Here is a 19206-nt window from a genome sequence, read left to right as displayed (position 1 = left end):
ATATGACTGACCATGATATGCTGAAGCAGTTATATTTGACGCAGCTACTCATCATCTTTGCCGCTGCTGCAGCAGGACTGTTCTTTTTTGAGGATGTACGGGACGTATTAAAGCTCTGGGACATTCGCGATATGCGAATCATCTGGTATGGTGTTTCTATAGCTGTTATTGTTATTTTAGCCGATATGGCAGTAATGAAATGGTTTCCGTCTCATTTATATGATGACGGCGGAATCAATAAAAAAATATTCAGTAAGAGGTCAATCCCTCATATTATATTTTTAACGCTTCTGATTGCTTTCGCGGAAGAAATGTTATTCAGAGGAGTGCTGCAGACTCATATCGGTTTATGGGCGGCCAGCCTTATATTTGCCGCTCTGCACTTTCGGTATTTGTCAAAATGGCTGTTATTTATTATGGTGACAGCAATCAGCTTTTTGCTCGGTCTGATGTATGAATGGACCGGCAACTTATTTGTTCCGATGACGGCGCATTTTATCATTGATGCCGTGTTTGCCTGTCAGATTCGTTTTGAACATGTGAGGAGGGATAAACATGACGAACATGTCGAGAGTAGAGAGAAGAAAAGCCCAGAATCTTTATGAAGATCAAAACGCCGCATTGGCGGACGATTATGTCGATGATGGAGAAAGCCTTCCGACAAGACAATCTGTAAAAAATCAAAGAGAACAGAAAAAAAAGCAAGGCAAAACAAAAACGCCATTATTCACAGTACTCGCAGTAATATTTGTATTTGTGCCGGTTATCGTTTTAGTCACCTTATTTTATCTAAAGAGCCACCCGGATAATCATGACGATTATGAAGATGTTTTTATTGACAGCAGCCAAAGCAAATATGAGGTTGTCCCGAAATCAGAGGATAAAAACGATACCGCAGACACTAAAGAAACCGCACTGCAGAAGGAGTCAAAAAAAGAGCCAGAAGATTCCAAGCCAAAAGAGCAAACAGCTGCTGATAAGAAACAGACTGCTGTAGCGGAAAAAGAAGACTCGGCAAATAAGGAGGAAGCAACCGCCGCGGCTGCTTCCTCTTCCCAATCAACAGTACAACAGCAAGAACAGCAACAGCAGCCGGCTGAGCCAGTTCAAAATGTGCCGAATCGCGTTGTTAAGCACACCGTCCAAAAGAAAGAAACGCTATACCGCATTTCCATGAAGTATTATAAAAGCCGGACAGGAGAAGAAAAAATTCGAGCATATAATCATCTGAATGGAAATGATGTTTACACCGGACAAGTTTTGGACATCCCTTTAATGGATGAATAGGGTATTATTTTTATTTTACGTTCATATATTGTAGCAATGAAAATGGACAAGGTGTGAAGCGTATGGAATCCTTATGGAATCAGCTGGATCAGTTTACAGACGCGCCGACCAAACAGATGCTCCAAGCGCTGGTAAAACGAAAACAAAAATTCGAAAATTATGCAGCACAATGCCGCAGATGGCGATGGGCTTCACTTATCTGCCTAGGCTTATTATGTGTTATGATCATGATCAAAAGCCCGGAGCCTCAGCTTATACTTCAAGAAATACTTAGCCATACCTTTTATTTATTTTGGATGCTGGCAACCGCTTTTGCCTACTGCACTTCATATTATTTCAAGAAAAAGGAAGAAAAATCCGAGGCTGATTTCCATAAACTGAGATGTGAAATTATTCAGAAAAGCACTGATCTCTGGCCGCAGCCCGATAAATGGAAGGCGAGAGAGTCTGTTTTTCATATGATGAAGCACAAATATGACATTAATCTATATTTTGAAAGTAAATAAAATGGGGCGTTTTCTCAAACGATAGAAACGTCTTTTTTTTATTGTCCGTCTTATTGATAAGTTCTAAAAAGAATGGAGAGTTTTTTATGAAGCTATCAGTGAAAATTGCCGGTGTACTAACTGTTGCGGCAGCGGCAATGACGGCAAAAATGTATGCAACAGCAAAAGGCAATCATTTGAAGACACATACGTTTCCTTTGTCAAAGATGAAGGGCAAGCCGCCTCTGACAATCTTTTTTATTTCAGACATTCACAAACGTCTCATCGATCAAGACCTTTTAGAAAAAGCGCGAAGCCATGCCCCTCACTTGGTTATAATCGGCGGTGATTTAGCTGAGGGCGGGGTGCCCAGTGCGAGAATCGAGGAAAACATCAAAAGGCTCGTACATTTCGGGGTCCCTATCGTGTTTGTGTGGGGGAATAATGATTATGAAGTCAGGCAGCATAAGCTGTATTCCATATTTAAAGCACACGGCGTCATCACTCTGAGAAATGAGTCAGTCCCGTTTTCATACAATGGGCATACGATTGCGATTGCGGGGGTTGATGATATCAGGATGGAGATGGATCATTATGAGGAAGCCATCAAAGAACTTGATGAAAGCCAGCTGAATATTCTGGTTTGCCATAATCCGGAGATTCATGAACAAATCAATGAAGATGACGGTATTGATGTGATACTCAGCGGACATACCCATGGAGGCCAGATCAGGTTTGGAAAATTCGGTCCTTATGAACTGGGGAAAACAGGTATTGTTAAAAACGCGGCATATCTGATCAGCAACGGCTACGGCACGACAAAAGTGCCTCTTCGTTTAGGTGCTGAGCCTGAAACACACATTGTGACTCTTTGCGGGCCAGAATAACTTCTAAAAAGCAAAAATCCATATGGCAATAAAAACTGCATTGTGCTTGTCTTACTAGTGAACTCAGTGTAAACTGATAACAATTAAGAACCTATGACTCATCATCTCATATAATGTGTTATATGATTTGTGTGCAAGTAGAGGCAGGAGGGAACGTTATGCGGCTTGAGCGTCTGAATTATAATAAGATCAAAATCTTTTTAACCCTCGATGATTTGACAGACCGGGGATTGACAAAAGAAGACCTCTGGAAGGACTCATTTAAAGTCCACCAGTTATTTAAAGATATGATGAATGAAGCAAATACAGAGCTCGGCTTTGAAGCGAATGGACCGATTGCAGTGGAAGTGTATTCTCTCCAAGCACAAGGGATGGTCGTGATTGTAACAAAGAACCAAGACGCCGATTCAGAAGACGATGAGTATGATGATGATTACATCGAAATGCAAGTCAAGCTTGATGAAAGCGCGGACATCATATATCAATTCCATTCCTTTGAAGATATCATTCAGCTTTCAGAAAGCTTACAGCGAATCGGTATCACAGGGGGAACTGTCTACCACTATGACGGGCAGTACTTTTTAAGCCTTGAAGATCTAGGGTCACATACGGCTGAAGGGGTTGTGGCGGTTCTGGCTGAATACGGCAATCCGACAACTTTAACGATTTATCGCCTGCAAGAGTATGGTAAGCTCATTATGGACGGTAATGCCGTAGAGACGATACAAACTCATTTTTCATAAGAATGCAACGGAAAACTGCTGATTTCAGCAGTTTTTTTTCGTTAAAAAACATGGAAAAACATAACGTTTATTCTATGCACAGATCATATGAAGGTGTATACTATTCTCTGAAAGGGAGCATGTGAGAAACAGAAGATTCTAGGAGGTTAACTCAAATGGCAGCCGATCGAAACACCGGTCATACAGAAGAGGACAAACTTGATGTATTAAAATCAACCCAAACCGTAATACATAAGGCTCTGGAAAAATTGGGATATCCCGAAGAGGTATACGAATTGTTAAAAGAGCCGATGAGATTATTAACGGTAAAAATACCTGTTCGTATGGACGACGGTTCAGTAAAGATTTTCACAGGATATCGTGCGCAGCACAATGACTCTGTCGGTCCAACGAAAGGCGGGATACGTTTTCACCCGAACGTAACAGAAAAAGAGGTGAAGGCGCTTTCAATTTGGATGAGTTTAAAATGCGGCATAATTGATCTTCCATATGGCGGTGGTAAAGGCGGAATTGTTTGTGATCCAAGGGATATGTCGTTTAGAGAGCTTGAGCGTCTGAGCAGAGGGTATGTCAGAGCGATCAGCCAAATTGTCGGCCCGACAAAAGACGTGCCGGCACCGGATGTATTTACAAACTCACAAATCATGGCTTGGATGATGGATGAGTATTCAAGAATTGATGAATTTAATTCGCCTGGATTTATTACAGGCAAACCGCTTGTGCTTGGCGGATCTCACGGGAGAGAATCTGCGACAGCAAAAGGTGTTACCATCTGTATTAAAGAAGCGGCTAAGAAGAGAGGCATCGATATTAAAGGTGCGCGTGTCGTTGTCCAAGGCTTCGGAAACGCGGGAAGCTATTTGGCAAAATTTATGCATGATGCGGGGGCAAAAGTTGTCGGCATCTCAGATGCGTATGGCGGACTTTATGATCCGGAAGGCCTTGATATCGATTATTTACTTGACCGACGCGACAGCTTCGGTACCGTAACAAAGCTTTTCAACGATACCATTACCAACCAAGAGCTGCTGGAGCTGGATTGTGATATTCTCGTTCCTGCTGCGATTGAAAATCAAATTACAGAAGAAAATGCCCATAATATCCGGGCTAAAATTGTCGTTGAAGCAGCGAATGGGCCAACAACGCTTGAAGGAACAAAGATTCTTTCAGACCGGGACATTCTGCTTGTACCAGACGTGCTGGCAAGTGCCGGTGGCGTAACAGTTTCTTATTTTGAATGGGTTCAGAATAACCAAGGCTTCTACTGGAGTGAAGAAGAGGTAGAAGAAAAATTAGAAAAAATGATGGTCAAATCATTTAACAATATTTATGAAATGGCTAACAACCGAAGAATTGACATGAGGCTCGCTGCATATATGGTCGGCGTTCGCAAAATGGCTGAAGCTTCGCGTTTTAGAGGCTGGATATAAGTTGATGATTTGCATAAAAATAAAAAATCTCCTATGATAAAATAGGAGATTTTTTTATTCGGAAATAGAAAATATGAAGTGAAATGCCAATCGCAGGAGTTGACAGAAATGATTCAAGAAAAAGCAATTATTATAGGCGGAGGACCTTGTGGACTATCTGCTGCCATTCACCTAAAACAAATTGGCATTGATGCCCTCGTCATTGAAAAAGGCAATGTCGTTAACAGTATTTACAATTATCCGACGCATCAAACCTTTTTCAGCTCAAGTGAAAAGCTCGAAATCGGAGATGTCGCATTTATTACAGAGAACAGGAAGCCTGTCAGAATCCAGGCTTTATCGTATTACCGTGAAGTCGTTAAACGGAAAAACATCCGTGTTAATGCGTTTGAAATGGTGCATAAAGTGACGAAAACGCAAAAAAACACATTCGTTATTGAGACGTCAAAAGAGACCTACACGACGCCATATTGTATCATCGCCACAGGCTATTATGATCATCCAAACTATATGAATGTACCCGGTGAGAATTTGCCGAAAGTATTTCATTATTTTAAAGAAGGCCACCCGTATTTTGATAAAGATGTTGTTGTCATCGGCGGGAAAAATTCAAGCGTGGATGCTGCCCTTGAACTCGTGAAATCTGGGGCGCGTGTCACAGTTTTATATAGGGGCAATGAGTATTCTCCAAGCATTAAGCCGTGGATTCTGCCGGAATTTGAAGCCCTCGTCAGAAACGGTACAATCCGTATGGAATTTGGCGCTTGTGTCGAAAAAATCACCGAGGATGAAGTTGTGTTTCGCTCCGGAGAGAAAGAACTCATTACCATTAAAAATGATTTTGTATTTGCCATGACAGGCTATCATCCTGATCATCAATTTCTTGAAAAAATTGGTGTTGAAATTGATAAAGAAACAGGGCGTCCATATTTCAACGAAGAAACGATGGAAACGAACGTTGAAGGTGTCTTTATTGCCGGGGTTATTGCTGCGGGAAACAATGCAAATGAAATATTTATTGAAAACGGCAGATTTCACGGGGGGCATATCGCAGCGGAAATCGCCAAAAGAGAAAACCATTAAAGATAAGGAGCATATGATGCATTCGTATGCTCTTTTTGTTTTTTTAAGTGCAGACAGATGTAAAATTTTAAACAACATGGTAGGATAGACGTAGGAATATAAAGGAAAGAGGTTGCCTGATGTTTGCAATCATCTCTGCAGGAATTGCCCCCGGCATCGCGTTATTAAGTTATTTTTATTTAAAAGATCAGTATGATAATGAACCTGTACATATGGTGCTACGGTCGTTTTTTCTCGGGGTTGTTCTTGTATTTCCCATCATGTTTATCCAGTATGTACTTGAAAAAGAGAATGTAGGAGGCGGAAGCTTTTTCGTTTCTTTTTTATCTTCGGGGTTTTTGGAGGAATCATTAAAATGGTTTATACTGATGATCAGTGTCTACCCGCACGCCCACTTTGATGAGCATTATGACGGGATTGTGTACGGTGCAAGTGTATCACTCGGTTTTGCAACCCTCGAAAATATTCTTTATTTAATTGGCCACGGCGTGGAGCATGCGTTTGTCAGGGCGCTGCTGCCTGTTTCATGCCATGCCTTGATTGGCGTTATAATGGGATTTTACCTTGGAAAAGCCCGTTTTTCCGCTGATAAGGCGCGTGTAAAGTGGCTTACTCTTTCTTTAGTTGTCCCATCCCTTTTGCATGGATCATATGATTTTATCCTAACAGCGCTTAGCAATTGGATTTATTATATGCTTCCATTTATGGTATTTTTATGGTGGTTTGGTTTGCGTAAAGCGAAAAAAGCCCGTTCCGTTAATATGATGCAAGTATAGAAGCCGCACAGCAACCGTGCGGCTTTTTTGTGTGCAGTTTTTATGTTCTGAGGGATAACAAGGAAAGAGTGTATAAAAATAACCTCGTTACAGAAAATACGATTACACTTAAAAATTTGCAGTAGGAGGCTTGAAAAGATGAAGTCCAAAGGATCGATTATGGCATGTCTCATCCTTTTTTCCTTTACAATAACGGCGTTTATTAATACTGAAACGATCTCTGCCTTTTCGAATCAGGTCATTCAAAGAGGGGCAACCGGGGATGATGTGGTCGAGCTTCAGGCGCGTCTTCAATACAACGGATATTATAACGGAAAAATTGACGGGGTTTATGGATGGGGGACGTACTGGGCAGTTCGAAATTTTCAGGATCAATTCGGGTTAAAAGAGGTTGACGGCCTTGTAGGAGCTAAAACAAAGCAAACCTTAATATGTAAATCAAAATACTATCGTGAATATGTCATGGAACAGCTCAATAAAGGGAATACATTCACGCATTACGGAAAAATTCCGCTAAAGTATCAGACGAAACCATCAAAAGCAGCAACACAAAAGGCAAGACAACAAGCAGAAGCACGGCAGAAACAGCCTGCGGAAAAAACAACGCAGCAGCCTAAAGCGAATGCGAATAAACAGCAAAACAATACACCAGCAAAAGCAAGAAAACAGGATGCGGTAGCAGCGAACATGCCTGGTGGATTTTCCAACAACGATATCAGGCTGCTTGCTCAAGCGGTTTATGGCGAAGCCCGGGGCGAGCCGTACGAGGGGCAGGTTGCTATTGCAGCAGTCATTTTAAACCGTTTGAACAGCCCGTTATTTCCAAATTCAGTAGCGGGGGTTATTTTTGAGCCGCTTGCCTTCACAGCAGTAGCCGACGGACAAATTTACATGCAGCCGAATGAAACGGCACGAGAAGCAGTGCTGGATGCCATCAATGGCTGGGACCCATCAGAGGAAGCACTTTACTACTTTAATCCGGATACGGCTACAAGTCCGTGGATTTGGGGGCGTCCGCAGATTAAAAGAATCGGTAAACACATTTTCTGTGAGTAGCAGATATGAGAAAGCATAAAAAGAGGTGTGATAAATGATCAGAGGAATTTTAATCGCCGTGCTTGGTATTGCAATAGTCGGTACAGGCTACTGGGGATACAAAGAACACCAGGAAAAAGACGCAGTTCTTCTTCATGCTGAAAATAACTATCAGCGGGCGTTTCATGAGCTTACCTATCAGATGGATCAACTTCATGATAAAATCGGAACAACACTTGCCATGAACAGCCAAAAATCACTGTCGCCTGCATTGATCGATGTGTGGAGGATTACATCAGAAGCTCATAACAGTGTCAGTCAGCTGCCGCTTACATTAATGCCGTTTAATAAAACTGAAGAGCTATTATCAAAGATCGGCGATTTCAGCTATAAAACGTCAGTCAGAGATTTGGACCAAAAGCCGCTTGATAAAAACGAGTATACATCACTAAATAAGCTATATCAGCAGTCCGAAGATATACAAAACGAATTGCGTCATGTTCAGCACCTTGTCATGAGCAAAAACCTTCGCTGGATGGACGTAGAAATGGCCTTGGCTTCTGACGAAAAACAAAGTGATAATACGATTATCAACAGCTTTAAAACAGTCGAAAAAAATGTTGGTGCATTCTCCACTGGCACTGATCTTGGTCCGAGTTTTACCAGCACGAAAAAAGAAGAGAAAGGCTTCAGCCATCTGAAGGGAAAACAAATTTCTGAACAGGAAGCAAAACAAATTGCTGAGCGCTTTGCCCCAGATGACAATTATTCAATTAAAGTGGTAAAGAGCGGAAAAAAAACAAATCGCGATGTATATAGCATCAGCATGAAAGATCCAGACCATAAAGCAGTGATTTATATGGATATTACGAAGAAGGGCGGGCATCCGGTATACTTGATCCAAAACAGAGAAGTGAAAGATCAGAAAATCAGTTTAAATGACGGATCGAACCGAGCGCTTGCATTTTTAAAGAAAAACGGATTTGAAACAGATGATTTGGAAATTGATGAAAGTGCGCAATATGATAAAATCGGTGTATTTTCATATGTTCCTGTTGAAAATAAAGTCCGGATGTACCCGGAGGCAATTCGTATGAAAGTGGCCTTGGATGACGGTGAGGTTGTCGGCTTTTCAGCAAGAGACTTCCTCACATCTCACAGAAAAAGAACCATACCTAAGCCTGCAATTACTGAAGCAGAGGCAAAGTCTAAATTAAATAAAAATGTACAAGTGAGAGAAACAAGGCTCGCTTTGATTACAAATGAACTAGGTCAAGAAGTGTTATGTTACGAAATGCTTGGAACAATTGAAAATGACACATTCAGAATGTATATCAATGCCAAAGACGGATCGGAAGAAAAGGTTGAAAAACTAAAAAATGCAGAACCTATATATAAAGACCTATAAAAAACAGGAGGAAAGGACTAAATGTCTTTTCCTTTTTTTCATTACGTGCTTTAATAAAAACGTGAGTATATTGAATGCGAAAGAGTGAAGTCAATGATAGAGATTGGAGAAACTGTACTTTTAGAATATATAGAAGAAAATGAATTGAAAAAGGCAAAAAGCAAGGCGGTCAGCATCGAAAACAATGAACTTTTGATCGCGTATCCTGTTGATGTATTTACAGGGCGAACTGTGATTTTACATAACGATATGGAAGTAACGGTAGAGTTTGTGGGAAAAGACGAAGTTCCTTATCGCTTTATAAGCCGTATAAAAGGTAAAGTGAAGGACAAACTTCAAATGATCTGTCTTGAAGTGCCTCCACGTGAAAAAATGAAAAGAATCCAGCGCCGCCAATATGTAAGAACTGATGCGGTATTAGATGTGCAAATTCAGCCGGGAAATAAAGAAGAGATCCGCACACTATCTTATAACATCAGTGCAGGCGGCATCGCCGTGGTTTTAGCTGATGGCCTTTCTTTTCAATCGGGGGAATCATTGCGCCTGATCATCCGTCTTCCTGAAGAGGAGCACACACGTCAAATAGAAACAGAAGCAGTTGTCAGACGAATCTTTAATGACCCCAAGTCAGAAAAACGAAAAATGACTTTAGAGTATTCAGAAATTGCAGCAGGTGACCAGCAGGCTTTGCTTCAATACTGCATCCGGCGCCAGTTAAATAAGAGAAGAAAGGCCCGAATGGAATAAACATCGGCAAACACTTCCATACTATTTGTAATGGAGGTGCTCCAATGAAAACATTTGAACGGCTGCTGATTAAATTATTGTTCATTCAGGCCATCATTTTACTTGGTGTCCAATTTCTTTTTCACTATCAGCATATTGAACCATACGTATCAAAAGTGATTCAATATGAAGGGGTGGATAAAATGGAGGAAAACAATAGGATTGAAACCTTCAAACATTAATTATTCATCAATTTTTCACCCTTTTTCATAAAGTTCGTGATACAATCCATAGAGGAGAAAAGAGCAAGGAGAGGAATTATGGAAAAGAAATTATCGATTGCAATCGACGGCCCGGCAGCTGCGGGGAAAAGCACCGTTGCCAAAATTGTGGCTGAGAAAAAATCGTACATATATATTGATACAGGAGCGATGTATCGGGCGATTACGTACGCGGCTTTACAGGAAAACGTTGATCTGACAGATGAAGAAAAACTGGCTGAGCTGCTAAAGCGGACAGACATTGAGCTGATTACAACAAAAGATGGACAAAAAGTGCTTGTAAACGGCACCGATGTAACTGAGGCGATCAGAACAGATGAAGTCAGCAACCAAGTTTCAATTGCGGCCAAGCACAGAAGTGTCAGAGAAGAAATGGTGAAACGCCAGCAGCAGCTTGGGGAAAAAGGCGGCGTCGTCATGGATGGTCGTGACATCGGGACGCATGTGCTGCCAAATGCAGAAGTAAAAATCTTTCTTTTGGCATCTGTTGAAGAGAGAGCGAAACGCCGTTATGAAGAAAATGTGAAAAAAGGCTTTGATGTCAACTTCGAAACATTAATTGAGGAAATTGCAAGAAGAGACAAGCTTGATTCAGAGCGCGAAGTATCTCCGCTGCGTAAAGCAGAAGACGCTCTTGAAATCGACACGACATCGCTTTCCATTCAAGAGGTAGCTGATAAAATCCTCGAGGCTGTGGAGCAAAAGTCCCGCTGAGGATGGCAAATGCCACTTTTTTTGAATTTTTCAACGAAGATAGAATGTTATTGCTTGACAAACCTGTCCTTTTATTAGAAGTTAATACTAATAAAACTTTTTATTGATCATTCAAAAAACTTTTTTGGATGATTCTTTAATACATATTCGGCTAAAAGCGGGCATGTTATATGTTCAGCTTTCAAACCGTTTTAATTAAGCTGTGTAGGTTTGGACCAAGGAGGTTATTCAAATGACAGAGGAAATGAATCAAATTGATGTTCAAGTGCCAGAGGTTGGAGATGTAGTTAAAGGGATTGTGACAAAGGTAGAAGACAAACATGTAGATGTAGAAATTATCAATGTCAAACAATCCGGTATTATTCCAATCAGTGAATTATCAAGTCTTCATGTAGAGAAAGCATCGGATGTTGTTAAAGTAGACGACGAGCTTGACCTGAAAGTAACAAAAGTGGAAGACGATGCTTTGATTTTATCTAAACGTGCTGTTGATGCAGACCGCGCTTGGGAAGACCTTGAGAAAAAATTTGAAACAAAAGAAGTGTTTGAAGCTGAAGTGAAAGATGTCGTGAAAGGCGGCCTTGTCGTTGATATCGGCGTTCGCGGTTTTATTCCGGCATCACTTGTTGAAGCACATTTCGTTGAAGACTTCACTGACTATAAAGGAAAAACACTGTCACTGCTCGTTGTAGAGCTTGACCGTGATAAAAACCGCGTGATCCTTTCACACCGTGCTGTTGTTGAAAGTGAACAAGCGAATAAAAAACAAGAACTTCTTCAGTCTCTTGAAGTTGGAAGTGTACTTGATGGCAAAGTACAGCGCCTGACTGACTTTGGCGCATTTGTTGATATCGGCGGCATCGACGGACTTGTACACATTTCACAGCTTTCCCACTCTCATGTAGAGAAGCCGTCTGACGTTGTTGAAGAGGGACAAGAAGTAAAAGTGAAAGTGTTATCGGTTGACCGTGATAATGAACGTATTTCTTTATCGATCAAAGATACACTGCCTGGACCTTGGAGCCAAATCGGCGAAAAAGTGAAGCCTGGCGATGTGCTTGAAGGAACTGTACAGCGTCTTGTAAGCTTCGGTGCCTTTGTTGAAATCCTTCCAGGTGTTGAAGGTCTCGTTCATATTTCTCAAATTTCCAATAAACACATCGGCACGCCGCATGAAGTCCTTGAAGAAGGACAGACTGTAAAAGTGAAGGTTCTTGATGTGAATGAAAATGAGGAGCGCATTTCATTAAGCATGCGTGAACTTGAAGAAACGCCTAAAGCTGATCAGGAAGATTACCGTCAATATCAAGCGAAGGAAGAAACAAGCACTGGCTTCCAGCTTGGAGATCTGATCGGAGATAAGCTGAATAAACTAAAATAATTGGTGATAAACGTGACTCGAGCAGAACGAAAAAGACAACACATCAATCATGCCTTGTCCACCGGCCAGAAGCGGGAAACAGGTCTTGATGATATTACGTTTGTTCACGTCAGTCTGCCCGATCTTGCATTAGAACAAGTAGATATTTCCACAAAAATCGGCGAACTTTCAAGCAGTTCGCCGATTTTTATCAATGCAATGACTGGCGGCGGCGGAAAACTTACATATGAGATTAATAAATCGCTTGCGCGAGCGGCTTCTCAGGCTGGAATTCCCCTTGCTGTGGGATCGCAAATGTCAGCATTAAAAGATCCATCAGAGCGTCTTTCCTATGAAATTGTTCGAAAGGAAAACCCAAACGGGCTGATTTTTGCCAACCTGGGAAGCGAGGCAACGGCTGCTCAGGCAAAGGAAGCCGTTGAGATGATTGGAGCAAACGCACTGCAGATCCACCTCAATGTGATTCAGGAAATTGTGATGCCTGAAGGAGACAGAAGCTTTAGCGGCGCACTGGAACGTATTGAACAAATTTGCAGTCATGTCAGTGTACCGGTCATTGTGAAAGAAGTCGGATTCGGTATGAGCAAAGCATCAGCAGGGAAGCTGTATGAAGCTGGTGCTGCAGCTGTTGACATTGGCGGTTACGGGGGAACAAATTTCTCGAAAATCGAAAATCTCCGAAGACAGCGGCAAATCTCCTTTTTTAATTCGTGGGGCATTTCGACAGCTGCAAGTTTGGCGGAAATCCGCTCTGAGTTTCCTGCAAGCACCATGATCGCCTCTGGCGGTCTGCAAGATGCGCTTGACGTGGCAAAGGCAATTGCGCTGGGGGCCTCTTGCACCGGAATGGCAGGGCATTTTTTAAAAGCGCTGACTGACAGCGGTGAGGAAGGACTGCTTGAGGAGATTCAGCTGATCCTTGAGGAATTAAAGTTGATTATGACCGTGCTGGGTGCCAGAACAATTGCCGATTTACAAAAGGCGCCCCTTGTGATCAAAGGTGAAACCCATCATTGGCTCACAGAGAGAGGGGTCAATACATCAAGCTATAGTGTGCGATAAATGATAAAAGCCCAAAACCATATGTGGTTTGGGCTTTTTGTATTATGATTTTCGCTTTTTGAATCTTCCGTTTTGTTCAAGGCTTGTCGCTCCGTCATAGTGAATGGACTGGTCGCGGTCTGATTCGACTCTGCCTGAAGCTTTGAGTTTTTTCTCTTGTCTGTCTTTTCCCATGATCATACTCCTTAATGTGAGATCGATTGTTTAAAAAATGTGCTTGAACTCCATACTGGGAATATGGAGGAAGTAAAATGGAACAATTTTATTACTATTGGTCAATGTGGTTTCTGTGGGTTCTGACAACATTTATTTTTGAAAAGACGAAAAGACGAATTGCCGTCTCTGTCTTTATTTTAACTAATATTATTCTAAGCATACATGACATCGCTTTATATTTTTCCCTGAATGCTGCATATTTGATGTTTTTCGTTTGCGGATGTGTCTATGCCGGGTATTTGGGAATGTATCGTTTTCGTTACATCATGGTCTATCTGACGCTTGTTGCCGCGTATGCGTTTGTTTATCTTTTTGCATTATATGACCCGGTTTGGTTCATCATAAAACCTGAGTGGGCTGCTGTTATATTAATAGTGCTTTTAACAGCTTCTGTTGAAAGGAATTTTGAGAAGCAGCTTGTCTTATTTGTCCTAGGGATGTGCCAAGGCGAACTGGTGTATTCATTTGTGATCCAGAAGTTGGCCGGGGCTATGGCTGTCGGCGGCTTTCAATGGCTGAATGCGTGTTCTGCGGGGATGATATTGCTGTTTGGCATATCTAAATACGAACACCTCGCAAGCCAGATTGGTCAGAAAAGCAAAAGATCAAACAAAGGAGCTACCAAAATGTCATGAGTGATTACATCTATCCGATTATTGCTGGGGTCATTGCCGGAATTGCGACAAGGCTTTATATGCTGAAAACGGATTACCGCCAGTATCCGACCTATGTTCATGGGAAAGTGATTCACATCGCACTGGGGTTGATAGCGGCTGGTTTAGGTGCAATTATTATGCCGGCGCTTTTGCAGGAGGAATTTACGGCCATCACATTTTTAACATTGGCAGCGACGCAATTTAGAGATGTCCGAAACATGGAGCGGAACACATTGACGCAAATGGATTCGTATGAACTTGTCTCAAGGGGTAGCACATATATTGAGGGGATTGCCATTGCGTTTGAAAGCAGAAATTATATTGTGATCTTTACAGCGCTTTTGACAACCTCTGCGTATGTGTTTTTATCCATCTGGGCTGCAGTCATAGCGGCTGTCGTTTGTTTTTTACTGGCCATGAAATTTATGTCGGGCAGTGTGTTGAAGGATATTGTAGACATCGAGTACATAAAGCCGCGCTTTGACGGTCCGGGACTGTTTGTTGATAATATTTATATGATGAATATCGGGCTTCCAGAGAAACAGGAACTGATTTTAAAGCATGGCATGGGCTTTATTTTAACGCCGAAAAACTTTAATTCAGCAGCGACGATAGCAAATTTAGGGCAGCGTCAGGCCATTTTATTTGATGTTTCCAATGTGCTCGGGGTTTATCGGGATTCAGGAGAACCATCTTTGACACCAATTGCAAAACGGGATTTAAATGATGGGAGAGTGGCAGTATTTGTTCTTCCGCAAATTCACCATCCCGAAACGGCTGTTCAAATTATTAGCAATGTTCCAACCCTGGAAAATGCGATTAGAATGCCGACTGAATTTATCAAGAATCAGGATAAGGTGATAGGATGAGTGAATCTCTTACGAAAGTGATTTTGTCTGTAATCACGACAAATCCAAACAGGGTTGCAGGGGGAGCACCTGTCTTTTTTTGCAATGACCAAAAGGAGATGGAGCTTTTCGCTAAAAATCTTGAGGCGATCCTTGATGGAATAGCTCACAGAATCGGAGATGACGTGTATTTGATCGTGAAACATTTTTAAGAATAGTTGTGATCCCAGTAAAAACTGATATAATAAATGAGTTAAGCCCTTCCTCTGAAGGGTTTCTTTTCATAAAAGTGAATGAAATGATTTTAATAACCGGTTGAAAATTTATGTAAAAATGAAAGCGGCTGGATTGAAAGGAAGGGTACTATGGGTAAACCTGTCGTAGCCATTGTCGGGAGACCAAATGTAGGAAAATCCACAATCTTTAACCGGATTGCGGGAGAAAGAATTTCAATAGTAGAAGATACCCCTGGCGTGACAAGGGATCGGATATACAGCTCGGCTGAATGGCTGAATTATGATTTTAATTTGATTGATACGGGCGGTATTGATATCGGTGATGAGCCGTTCTTAGCGCAGATTCGCCAGCAGGCTGAAATCGCCATAGATGAAGCGGACGTGATTATTTTTATGGTGAACGGCCGTGAAGGCGTGACAGCTGCTGATGAAGAAGTGGCGAAAATTTTGTACCGCACAAAAAAGCCTGTTGTTTTAGCTGTTAATAAACTGGATAACACAGAAATGAGAGCGAATATTTATGATTTTTATTCGCTAGGCTTTGGCGAGCCGTATCCAATTTCGGGAACACACGGACTCGGACTGGGTGATTTACTGGATGCCGTTGCAGAGCATTTTAAAAACATTCCAGAAACGAAATACAATGAGGAAGTTGTTCAATTCTGTCTGATCGGACGTCCGAATGTCGGAAAGTCTTCACTTGTGAACGCAATGCTCGGCGAAGAACGCGTTATTGTCAGCAACGTGGCTGGAACGACAAGAGATGCTGTTGATACGTCATTTACTTACAACCAGCAGGAGTTTGTCATTGTCGATACTGCAGGTATGCGAAAAAAAGGGAAAGTCTATGAAACGACTGAGAAGTATAGTGTGCTGCGGGCGCTGAAAGCGATTGACCGCTCAGAAGTCGTGGCGGTTGTGCTGGATGGCGAAGAAGGCATTATTGAACAGGACAAGCGTATCGCCGGTTATGCACACGAAGCGGGCAAAGCCGTCGTAATTGTCGTAAACAAATGGGATGCTGTTGACAAAGATGAGAGCACAATGAAAGAATTTGAAGAAAGTATTCGCGATCATTTTCAATTTCTGGATTATGCGCCAATCCTATTTATGTCTGCCTTAACGAAAAAACGGATCCATACGCTGATGCCTGCGATTATTAAAGCAAGTGAAAATCATTCACTTCGAGTTCAGACGAACGTCTTAAATGATGTCATCATGGATGCTGTGGCAATGAATCCGACACCGACTCATAACGGTTCTCGTTTGAAGATTTACTATGCGACTCAAGTGTCGGTAAAGCCGCCAAGCTTCGTTGTGTTTGTAAACGATCCGGAATTGATGCATTTTTCATACGAACGGTTTTTAGAAAACCGAATCAGAGACGCGTTCGGTTTTGAGGGGACACCAATCAAAATATTTGCAAGAGCTAGAAAATAAAAAGGTGTGAATCAAACATGAAAAAAGTCACAATGCTTGGAGCGGGGAGTTGGGGAACAGCACTGGCTTTAGTTCTAACTGATAATGGAAATGAAGTGTGTGTGTGGGCTCACCGTGCAGATTTAATTCATCAAATTAATGAGTTGCATGAAAACAAAGATTATTTGCCGAATGTTAAGCTGTCTACATCCATTAAAGGAACAACAGATATGAAAGAGGCTGTTTCAGACGCAGATGTCATTATCGTTGCGGTCCCGACAAAAGCAATTCGGGAAGTGCTGAGACAGGCTGTCCCTTTTATAACGAAAAAGGCAGTCTTTGTTCATGTCAGCAAGGGTATTGAGCCAGATTCACTTCTGCGCATTTCTGAAATTATGGAAATTGAGATCCCGAGTGATGTCAGAAAAGATATCGTTGTCCTTTCCGGCCCGAGTCATGCGGAAGAAGTAGGGCTGCGGCACCCCACAACTGTTACTGCATCTTCAAAGAGCATGAGGGCAGCAGAAGAGGTGCAGGATCTATTTATTAATCACAATTTTCGGGTGTACACAAATCCTGATATTATCGGAGTTGAAATCGGAGGGGCTTTAAAGAATATTATTGCCCTTGCTGCAGGAATTACAGATGGTTTAGGGTACGGCGACAATGCCAAAGCTGCTTTGATTACACGCGGACTTGCCGAAATCGCGAGACTCGGAACGAAAATGGGCGGAAATCCCTTGACGTTCTCTGGATTGACAGGAGTAGGCGATCTGATTGTGACGTGCACAAGTGTTCATTCCAGAAACTGGCGTGCGGGCAATTTGCTCGGAAAAGGGTACAAGCTTGAAGATGTTCTTGAAGAGATGGGAATGGTAGTCGAAGGCGTCCGCACGACGAAAGCGGCTTACCAACTTTCGAAGAAATATGATGTTAAAATGCCGATTACAGAAGCTCTCCATCAGGTCCTATTCAACGGACAAAAAGTGGAAACCGCTGTTGAATCTTTAATGGCGAGAGGGAAAACCCACGAGATGGAGGATTTGGTAAATACGTTTGAAAATCAAGTGAAGTAAAAGTGTCAATCGTATGATGAAACGCATATCTTAATTGAACGAAAGCCCGAAAAACAGAAGAACACCCAAGTCTTGGGATCTCCTGAAACATTTTGCCGATTTAGGCAATAGAGGATGCATCTGTATGCCAAGTCGCATACTATAGCATCGAAGTCCAAGAGAGTGTTTCTTAAACGTGCAGGTGAATATAGTCAAGTTGACTGAAGCGAAGGTCCCCCTCTTTGCTTCAGTTTTTTTTGTTCTATCAAAGGATGGAAAATCTGGTTGATCTTTTCCGGCGCTGTATATTAAAATATAATATAACGCTTACATCATACATATCGGGGAGGCGCACGTCATTGAATCTGGCATTGATGAAAATGTGGTTTGCTCTAGGGTCCATGGGTCTGATGTTTTTGGCTGTAGCTTCCATCTATTTAAGCCGCTTTAAGTGCCAAAACCGTTTTTTGAAGATTGCGATTTCATCATTCGCATACATGTGTATGCTCATATCCGGAATTATTGTGTTTGTCGTGGTTTTTAGCGGCCCTGTCAATGAATAAAGCTGTAAAAGGAAGTGCTGTATGGGTAAACTGAAGTGCGCAATCATTTTTGCGGCAGTCGTGTTTTTATCCGGATGTTTATATCCAAATGAACGGAAAAGCAGTGTGCATGCCATTCCTTATCAAGACCAGCTAAAGCAGATTCAATCTGCTGTTGATGAATTTCAAAAGGCAAATGGAGGGCTGCTTCCTATTCAAACCAAAGATATGTCGACACCGCTATATCAAAAATATCCGATAGACTTTAACCGGTTAGCGCCAAGATACATAGCTGAACCTCCAAGTACGGCATTTGAAAGCGGGGGAGACTATCAATACGTGCTTGTTGACGTAGAGAACGATCCGACTGTTAAATTAATTGATCTAAAGATGGCAGAAAAAATTCGCGATGTGAAATTGCGCATCCAAATGTATCGTCAGGAGCATCAATATCCGCCTTACAAGGATGTGCTATCTCGTGATTTATTTACACTCGATGAGAAGAAGCTTGGGGGTGGCAGCTCTCTTACAGTGACAAGCCCAATCTCAGGGAATTCCTTGCCGCTTATGATTGACGGAGACGGAGAAATATATGCCGATTACCGGACTGAGCTGGCTTCTTGCCTCAAAAAAAGCAAGAAAACCTTTAAACCCGGGACTGAAATCCAGGATATGATTTGGCAGGAAACCCCCTTTGTCCCCGCGTTTTCTGTAAAATATACGGTAAATGACAAACAGGAACCTGTTTTTTTAGAAAATGATATGAAAAAGGAATGAACCTTTCTCCCTTGCATACAAATAGGGAGAAAGGTTTTTTTATACTTTAATAGATTGAGGATGAGAAATTTTCTAAAGATGTCATATTCAAATAGGACAACGTCATACACATATAGTGTCCTGTGTTTGATTGAAAGAGCTTAATAAAATTGAAAAGGA

At 41.9% G+C, this 19206-nt stretch carries 23 protein-coding genes; 22 read left to right on the top strand and 1 reads right to left on the bottom strand.

Going from position 1 to position 19206, the window contains the following annotated elements:
• The first annotated feature begins 2 nt into the window (after window positions 1-2).
• From NSU05_RS11295 to fni, 15 genes are all read left to right on the top strand, one after another.
• Window positions 3-605 carry a CPBP family intramembrane glutamic endopeptidase gene (locus NSU05_RS11295; protein ID WP_038429217.1) on the top strand — a complete coding sequence of 201 codons (603 nt, stop codon included), beginning with the start codon at window positions 3-5 and terminating at the stop codon, window positions 603-605.
• Window positions 556-1287, top strand: a complete 732-nt coding sequence (locus NSU05_RS11290; RefSeq protein ID WP_038429216.1) for a LysM peptidoglycan-binding domain-containing protein — start codon at window positions 556-558, stop codon at window positions 1285-1287. The genes NSU05_RS11295 and NSU05_RS11290 overlap by 50 nt, the downstream gene beginning before the upstream one ends.
• Before the next feature lie 62 nt (window positions 1288-1349).
• Window positions 1350-1793, top strand: a complete 444-nt coding sequence (locus NSU05_RS11285) for a YpbF family protein (protein ID WP_029317972.1) — start codon at window positions 1350-1352, stop codon at window positions 1791-1793.
• 86 nt (window positions 1794-1879) lie between these two features.
• The gene (locus tag NSU05_RS11280; protein ID WP_003230532.1) at window positions 1880-2659 is read left to right on the top strand and encodes a metallophosphoesterase; all 780 of its coding nucleotides are present in this window, start codon (window positions 1880-1882) and stop codon (window positions 2657-2659) included.
• 158 nt (window positions 2660-2817) lie between these two features.
• Window positions 2818-3402, top strand: coding sequence for a genetic competence negative regulator (locus NSU05_RS11275; protein ID WP_003230533.1), 585 nt, complete (start codon window positions 2818-2820; stop codon window positions 3400-3402).
• Window positions 3403-3557: 155 nt separating this feature from the next.
• Window positions 3558-4832 carry an NAD-specific glutamate dehydrogenase gene (gudB, locus tag NSU05_RS11270; protein ID WP_003230536.1) on the top strand — a complete coding sequence of 425 codons (1275 nt, stop codon included), beginning with the start codon at window positions 3558-3560 and terminating at the stop codon, window positions 4830-4832.
• Between the two features lie 108 nt (window positions 4833-4940).
• Complete coding sequence (locus tag NSU05_RS11265; protein WP_038429215.1) at window positions 4941-5915, top strand: YpdA family putative bacillithiol disulfide reductase; 975 nt, start codon at window positions 4941-4943, stop codon at window positions 5913-5915.
• A gap of 119 nt (window positions 5916-6034) precedes the next feature.
• Window positions 6035-6691 (top strand): glutamic-type intramembrane protease PrsW, encoded by a 657-nt coding sequence (prsW, locus tag NSU05_RS11260; RefSeq protein WP_003230542.1) that lies wholly within the window; start codon window positions 6035-6037, stop codon window positions 6689-6691.
• Between the two features lie 138 nt (window positions 6692-6829).
• Complete coding sequence (gene sleB, locus NSU05_RS11255; protein ID WP_038429214.1) at window positions 6830-7747, top strand: spore cortex-lytic enzyme; 918 nt, start codon at window positions 6830-6832, stop codon at window positions 7745-7747.
• Between the two features lie 34 nt (window positions 7748-7781).
• On the top strand, window positions 7782-9134 hold the full coding sequence (gene ypeB, locus NSU05_RS11250) for a germination protein YpeB (protein WP_029726759.1): 1353 nt from the start codon (window positions 7782-7784) through the stop codon (window positions 9132-9134).
• 93 nt (window positions 9135-9227) lie between these two features.
• The gene (gene dgrA / locus NSU05_RS11245) at window positions 9228-9881 is read left to right on the top strand and encodes a cyclic di-GMP receptor DgrA (RefSeq protein ID WP_038429213.1); all 654 of its coding nucleotides are present in this window, start codon (window positions 9228-9230) and stop codon (window positions 9879-9881) included.
• 44 nt (window positions 9882-9925) lie between these two features.
• A complete protein-coding gene (locus tag NSU05_RS11240; RefSeq protein WP_003230553.1) occupies window positions 9926-10102 on the top strand; it encodes a YpfB family protein in 177 nt (58 codons plus the stop codon).
• Between the two features lie 78 nt (window positions 10103-10180).
• On the top strand, window positions 10181-10855 hold the full coding sequence (cmk, locus tag NSU05_RS11235; RefSeq protein ID WP_024572170.1) for a (d)CMP kinase: 675 nt from the start codon (window positions 10181-10183) through the stop codon (window positions 10853-10855).
• 232 nt (window positions 10856-11087) lie between these two features.
• Window positions 11088-12236 (top strand): 30S ribosomal protein S1, encoded by a 1149-nt coding sequence (gene rpsA, locus NSU05_RS11230; protein ID WP_014477197.1) that lies wholly within the window; start codon window positions 11088-11090, stop codon window positions 12234-12236.
• Between the two features lie 12 nt (window positions 12237-12248).
• A complete protein-coding gene (gene fni, locus NSU05_RS11225; protein WP_038430019.1) occupies window positions 12249-13298 on the top strand; it encodes a type 2 isopentenyl-diphosphate Delta-isomerase in 1050 nt (349 codons plus the stop codon).
• A 42-nt stretch (window positions 13299-13340) separates the two neighbouring features.
• On the opposite strand, the gene NSU05_RS11220 is transcribed toward fni, so the two are convergent.
• Window positions 13341-13472: a YpzI family protein gene (locus tag NSU05_RS11220; protein WP_003225499.1), complete on the bottom strand. Its 132-nt coding sequence runs from the start codon at window positions 13470-13472 to the stop codon at window positions 13341-13343.
• Window positions 13473-13549: 77 nt separating this feature from the next.
• Between NSU05_RS11220 and NSU05_RS11215 the strand changes: the two genes are divergently transcribed.
• From NSU05_RS11215 to NSU05_RS11185, 7 genes are all read left to right on the top strand, one after another.
• Window positions 13550-14149: a hypothetical protein gene (locus NSU05_RS11215; protein ID WP_003230560.1), complete on the top strand. Its 600-nt coding sequence runs from the start codon at window positions 13550-13552 to the stop codon at window positions 14147-14149.
• The gene (locus NSU05_RS11210) at window positions 14146-15039 is read left to right on the top strand and encodes a YIEGIA family protein (RefSeq protein ID WP_003230562.1); all 894 of its coding nucleotides are present in this window, start codon (window positions 14146-14148) and stop codon (window positions 15037-15039) included. The genes NSU05_RS11215 and NSU05_RS11210 overlap by 4 nt, the downstream gene beginning before the upstream one ends.
• Window positions 15036-15230 (top strand): hypothetical protein, encoded by a 195-nt coding sequence (locus NSU05_RS11205; RefSeq protein WP_014480135.1) that lies wholly within the window; start codon window positions 15036-15038, stop codon window positions 15228-15230. The genes NSU05_RS11210 and NSU05_RS11205 overlap by 4 nt, the downstream gene beginning before the upstream one ends.
• 153 nt (window positions 15231-15383) lie before the next feature.
• Window positions 15384-16694 (top strand): ribosome-associated GTPase EngA, encoded by a 1311-nt coding sequence (engA, locus tag NSU05_RS11200; protein ID WP_038429212.1) that lies wholly within the window; start codon window positions 15384-15386, stop codon window positions 16692-16694.
• A gap of 17 nt (window positions 16695-16711) precedes the next feature.
• Window positions 16712-17749 carry an NAD(P)H-dependent glycerol-3-phosphate dehydrogenase gene (locus NSU05_RS11195; RefSeq protein ID WP_015714177.1) on the top strand — a complete coding sequence of 346 codons (1038 nt, stop codon included), beginning with the start codon at window positions 16712-16714 and terminating at the stop codon, window positions 17747-17749.
• Window positions 17750-18087: 338 nt separating this feature from the next.
• The gene (locus NSU05_RS11190) at window positions 18088-18291 is read left to right on the top strand and encodes a DUF2768 domain-containing protein (protein WP_004399143.1); all 204 of its coding nucleotides are present in this window, start codon (window positions 18088-18090) and stop codon (window positions 18289-18291) included.
• A 21-nt stretch (window positions 18292-18312) separates the two neighbouring features.
• On the top strand, window positions 18313-19047 hold the full coding sequence (locus NSU05_RS11185) for a hypothetical protein (RefSeq protein WP_038429211.1): 735 nt from the start codon (window positions 18313-18315) through the stop codon (window positions 19045-19047).
• Window positions 19048-19206 lie beyond the last annotated feature (159 nt).

It is taken from the genome of Bacillus sp. EU52 (assembly GCF_037964975.1).
Lineage (GTDB): Bacteria > Bacillota > Bacilli > Bacillales > Bacillaceae > Bacillus > Bacillus subtilis.
The sequence above is the reverse complement of the archived record's forward strand: the minus strand, read 5'-3'. Positions and strand labels throughout refer to the sequence as shown.

Coding starts and splice junctions, on each gene's coding strand:
- NSU05_RS11295 (WP_038429217.1), top strand. CDS start 3: ATGACTGACCATGATATGCTGAAGCAGTTATATTTGACGCAGCTACTC.
- NSU05_RS11290 (WP_038429216.1), top strand. CDS start 556: ATGACGAACATGTCGAGAGTAGAGAGAAGAAAAGCCCAGAATCTTTAT.
- NSU05_RS11285 (WP_029317972.1), top strand. CDS start 1,350: ATGGAATCCTTATGGAATCAGCTGGATCAGTTTACAGACGCGCCGACC.
- NSU05_RS11280 (WP_003230532.1), top strand. CDS start 1,880: ATGAAGCTATCAGTGAAAATTGCCGGTGTACTAACTGTTGCGGCAGCG.
- NSU05_RS11275 (WP_003230533.1), top strand. CDS start 2,818: ATGCGGCTTGAGCGTCTGAATTATAATAAGATCAAAATCTTTTTAACC.
- gudB (WP_003230536.1), top strand. CDS start 3,558: ATGGCAGCCGATCGAAACACCGGTCATACAGAAGAGGACAAACTTGAT.
- NSU05_RS11265 (WP_038429215.1), top strand. CDS start 4,941: ATGATTCAAGAAAAAGCAATTATTATAGGCGGAGGACCTTGTGGACTA.
- prsW (WP_003230542.1), top strand. CDS start 6,035: ATGTTTGCAATCATCTCTGCAGGAATTGCCCCCGGCATCGCGTTATTA.
- sleB (WP_038429214.1), top strand. CDS start 6,830: ATGAAGTCCAAAGGATCGATTATGGCATGTCTCATCCTTTTTTCCTTT.
- ypeB (WP_029726759.1), top strand. CDS start 7,782: ATGATCAGAGGAATTTTAATCGCCGTGCTTGGTATTGCAATAGTCGGT.
- dgrA (WP_038429213.1), top strand. CDS start 9,228: ATGATAGAGATTGGAGAAACTGTACTTTTAGAATATATAGAAGAAAAT.
- NSU05_RS11240 (WP_003230553.1), top strand. CDS start 9,926: ATGAAAACATTTGAACGGCTGCTGATTAAATTATTGTTCATTCAGGCC.
- cmk (WP_024572170.1), top strand. CDS start 10,181: ATGGAAAAGAAATTATCGATTGCAATCGACGGCCCGGCAGCTGCGGGG.
- rpsA (WP_014477197.1), top strand. CDS start 11,088: ATGACAGAGGAAATGAATCAAATTGATGTTCAAGTGCCAGAGGTTGGA.
- NSU05_RS11220 (WP_003225499.1), bottom strand. CDS start 13,472: ATGGGAAAAGACAGACAAGAGAAAAAACTCAAAGCTTCAGGCAGAGTC.
- NSU05_RS11215 (WP_003230560.1), top strand. CDS start 13,550: ATGGAACAATTTTATTACTATTGGTCAATGTGGTTTCTGTGGGTTCTG.
- NSU05_RS11210 (WP_003230562.1), top strand. CDS start 14,146: ATGAGTGATTACATCTATCCGATTATTGCTGGGGTCATTGCCGGAATT.
- NSU05_RS11205 (WP_014480135.1), top strand. CDS start 15,036: ATGAGTGAATCTCTTACGAAAGTGATTTTGTCTGTAATCACGACAAAT.
- engA (WP_038429212.1), top strand. CDS start 15,384: ATGGGTAAACCTGTCGTAGCCATTGTCGGGAGACCAAATGTAGGAAAA.
- NSU05_RS11195 (WP_015714177.1), top strand. CDS start 16,712: ATGAAAAAAGTCACAATGCTTGGAGCGGGGAGTTGGGGAACAGCACTG.
- NSU05_RS11185 (WP_038429211.1), top strand. CDS start 18,313: ATGGGTAAACTGAAGTGCGCAATCATTTTTGCGGCAGTCGTGTTTTTA.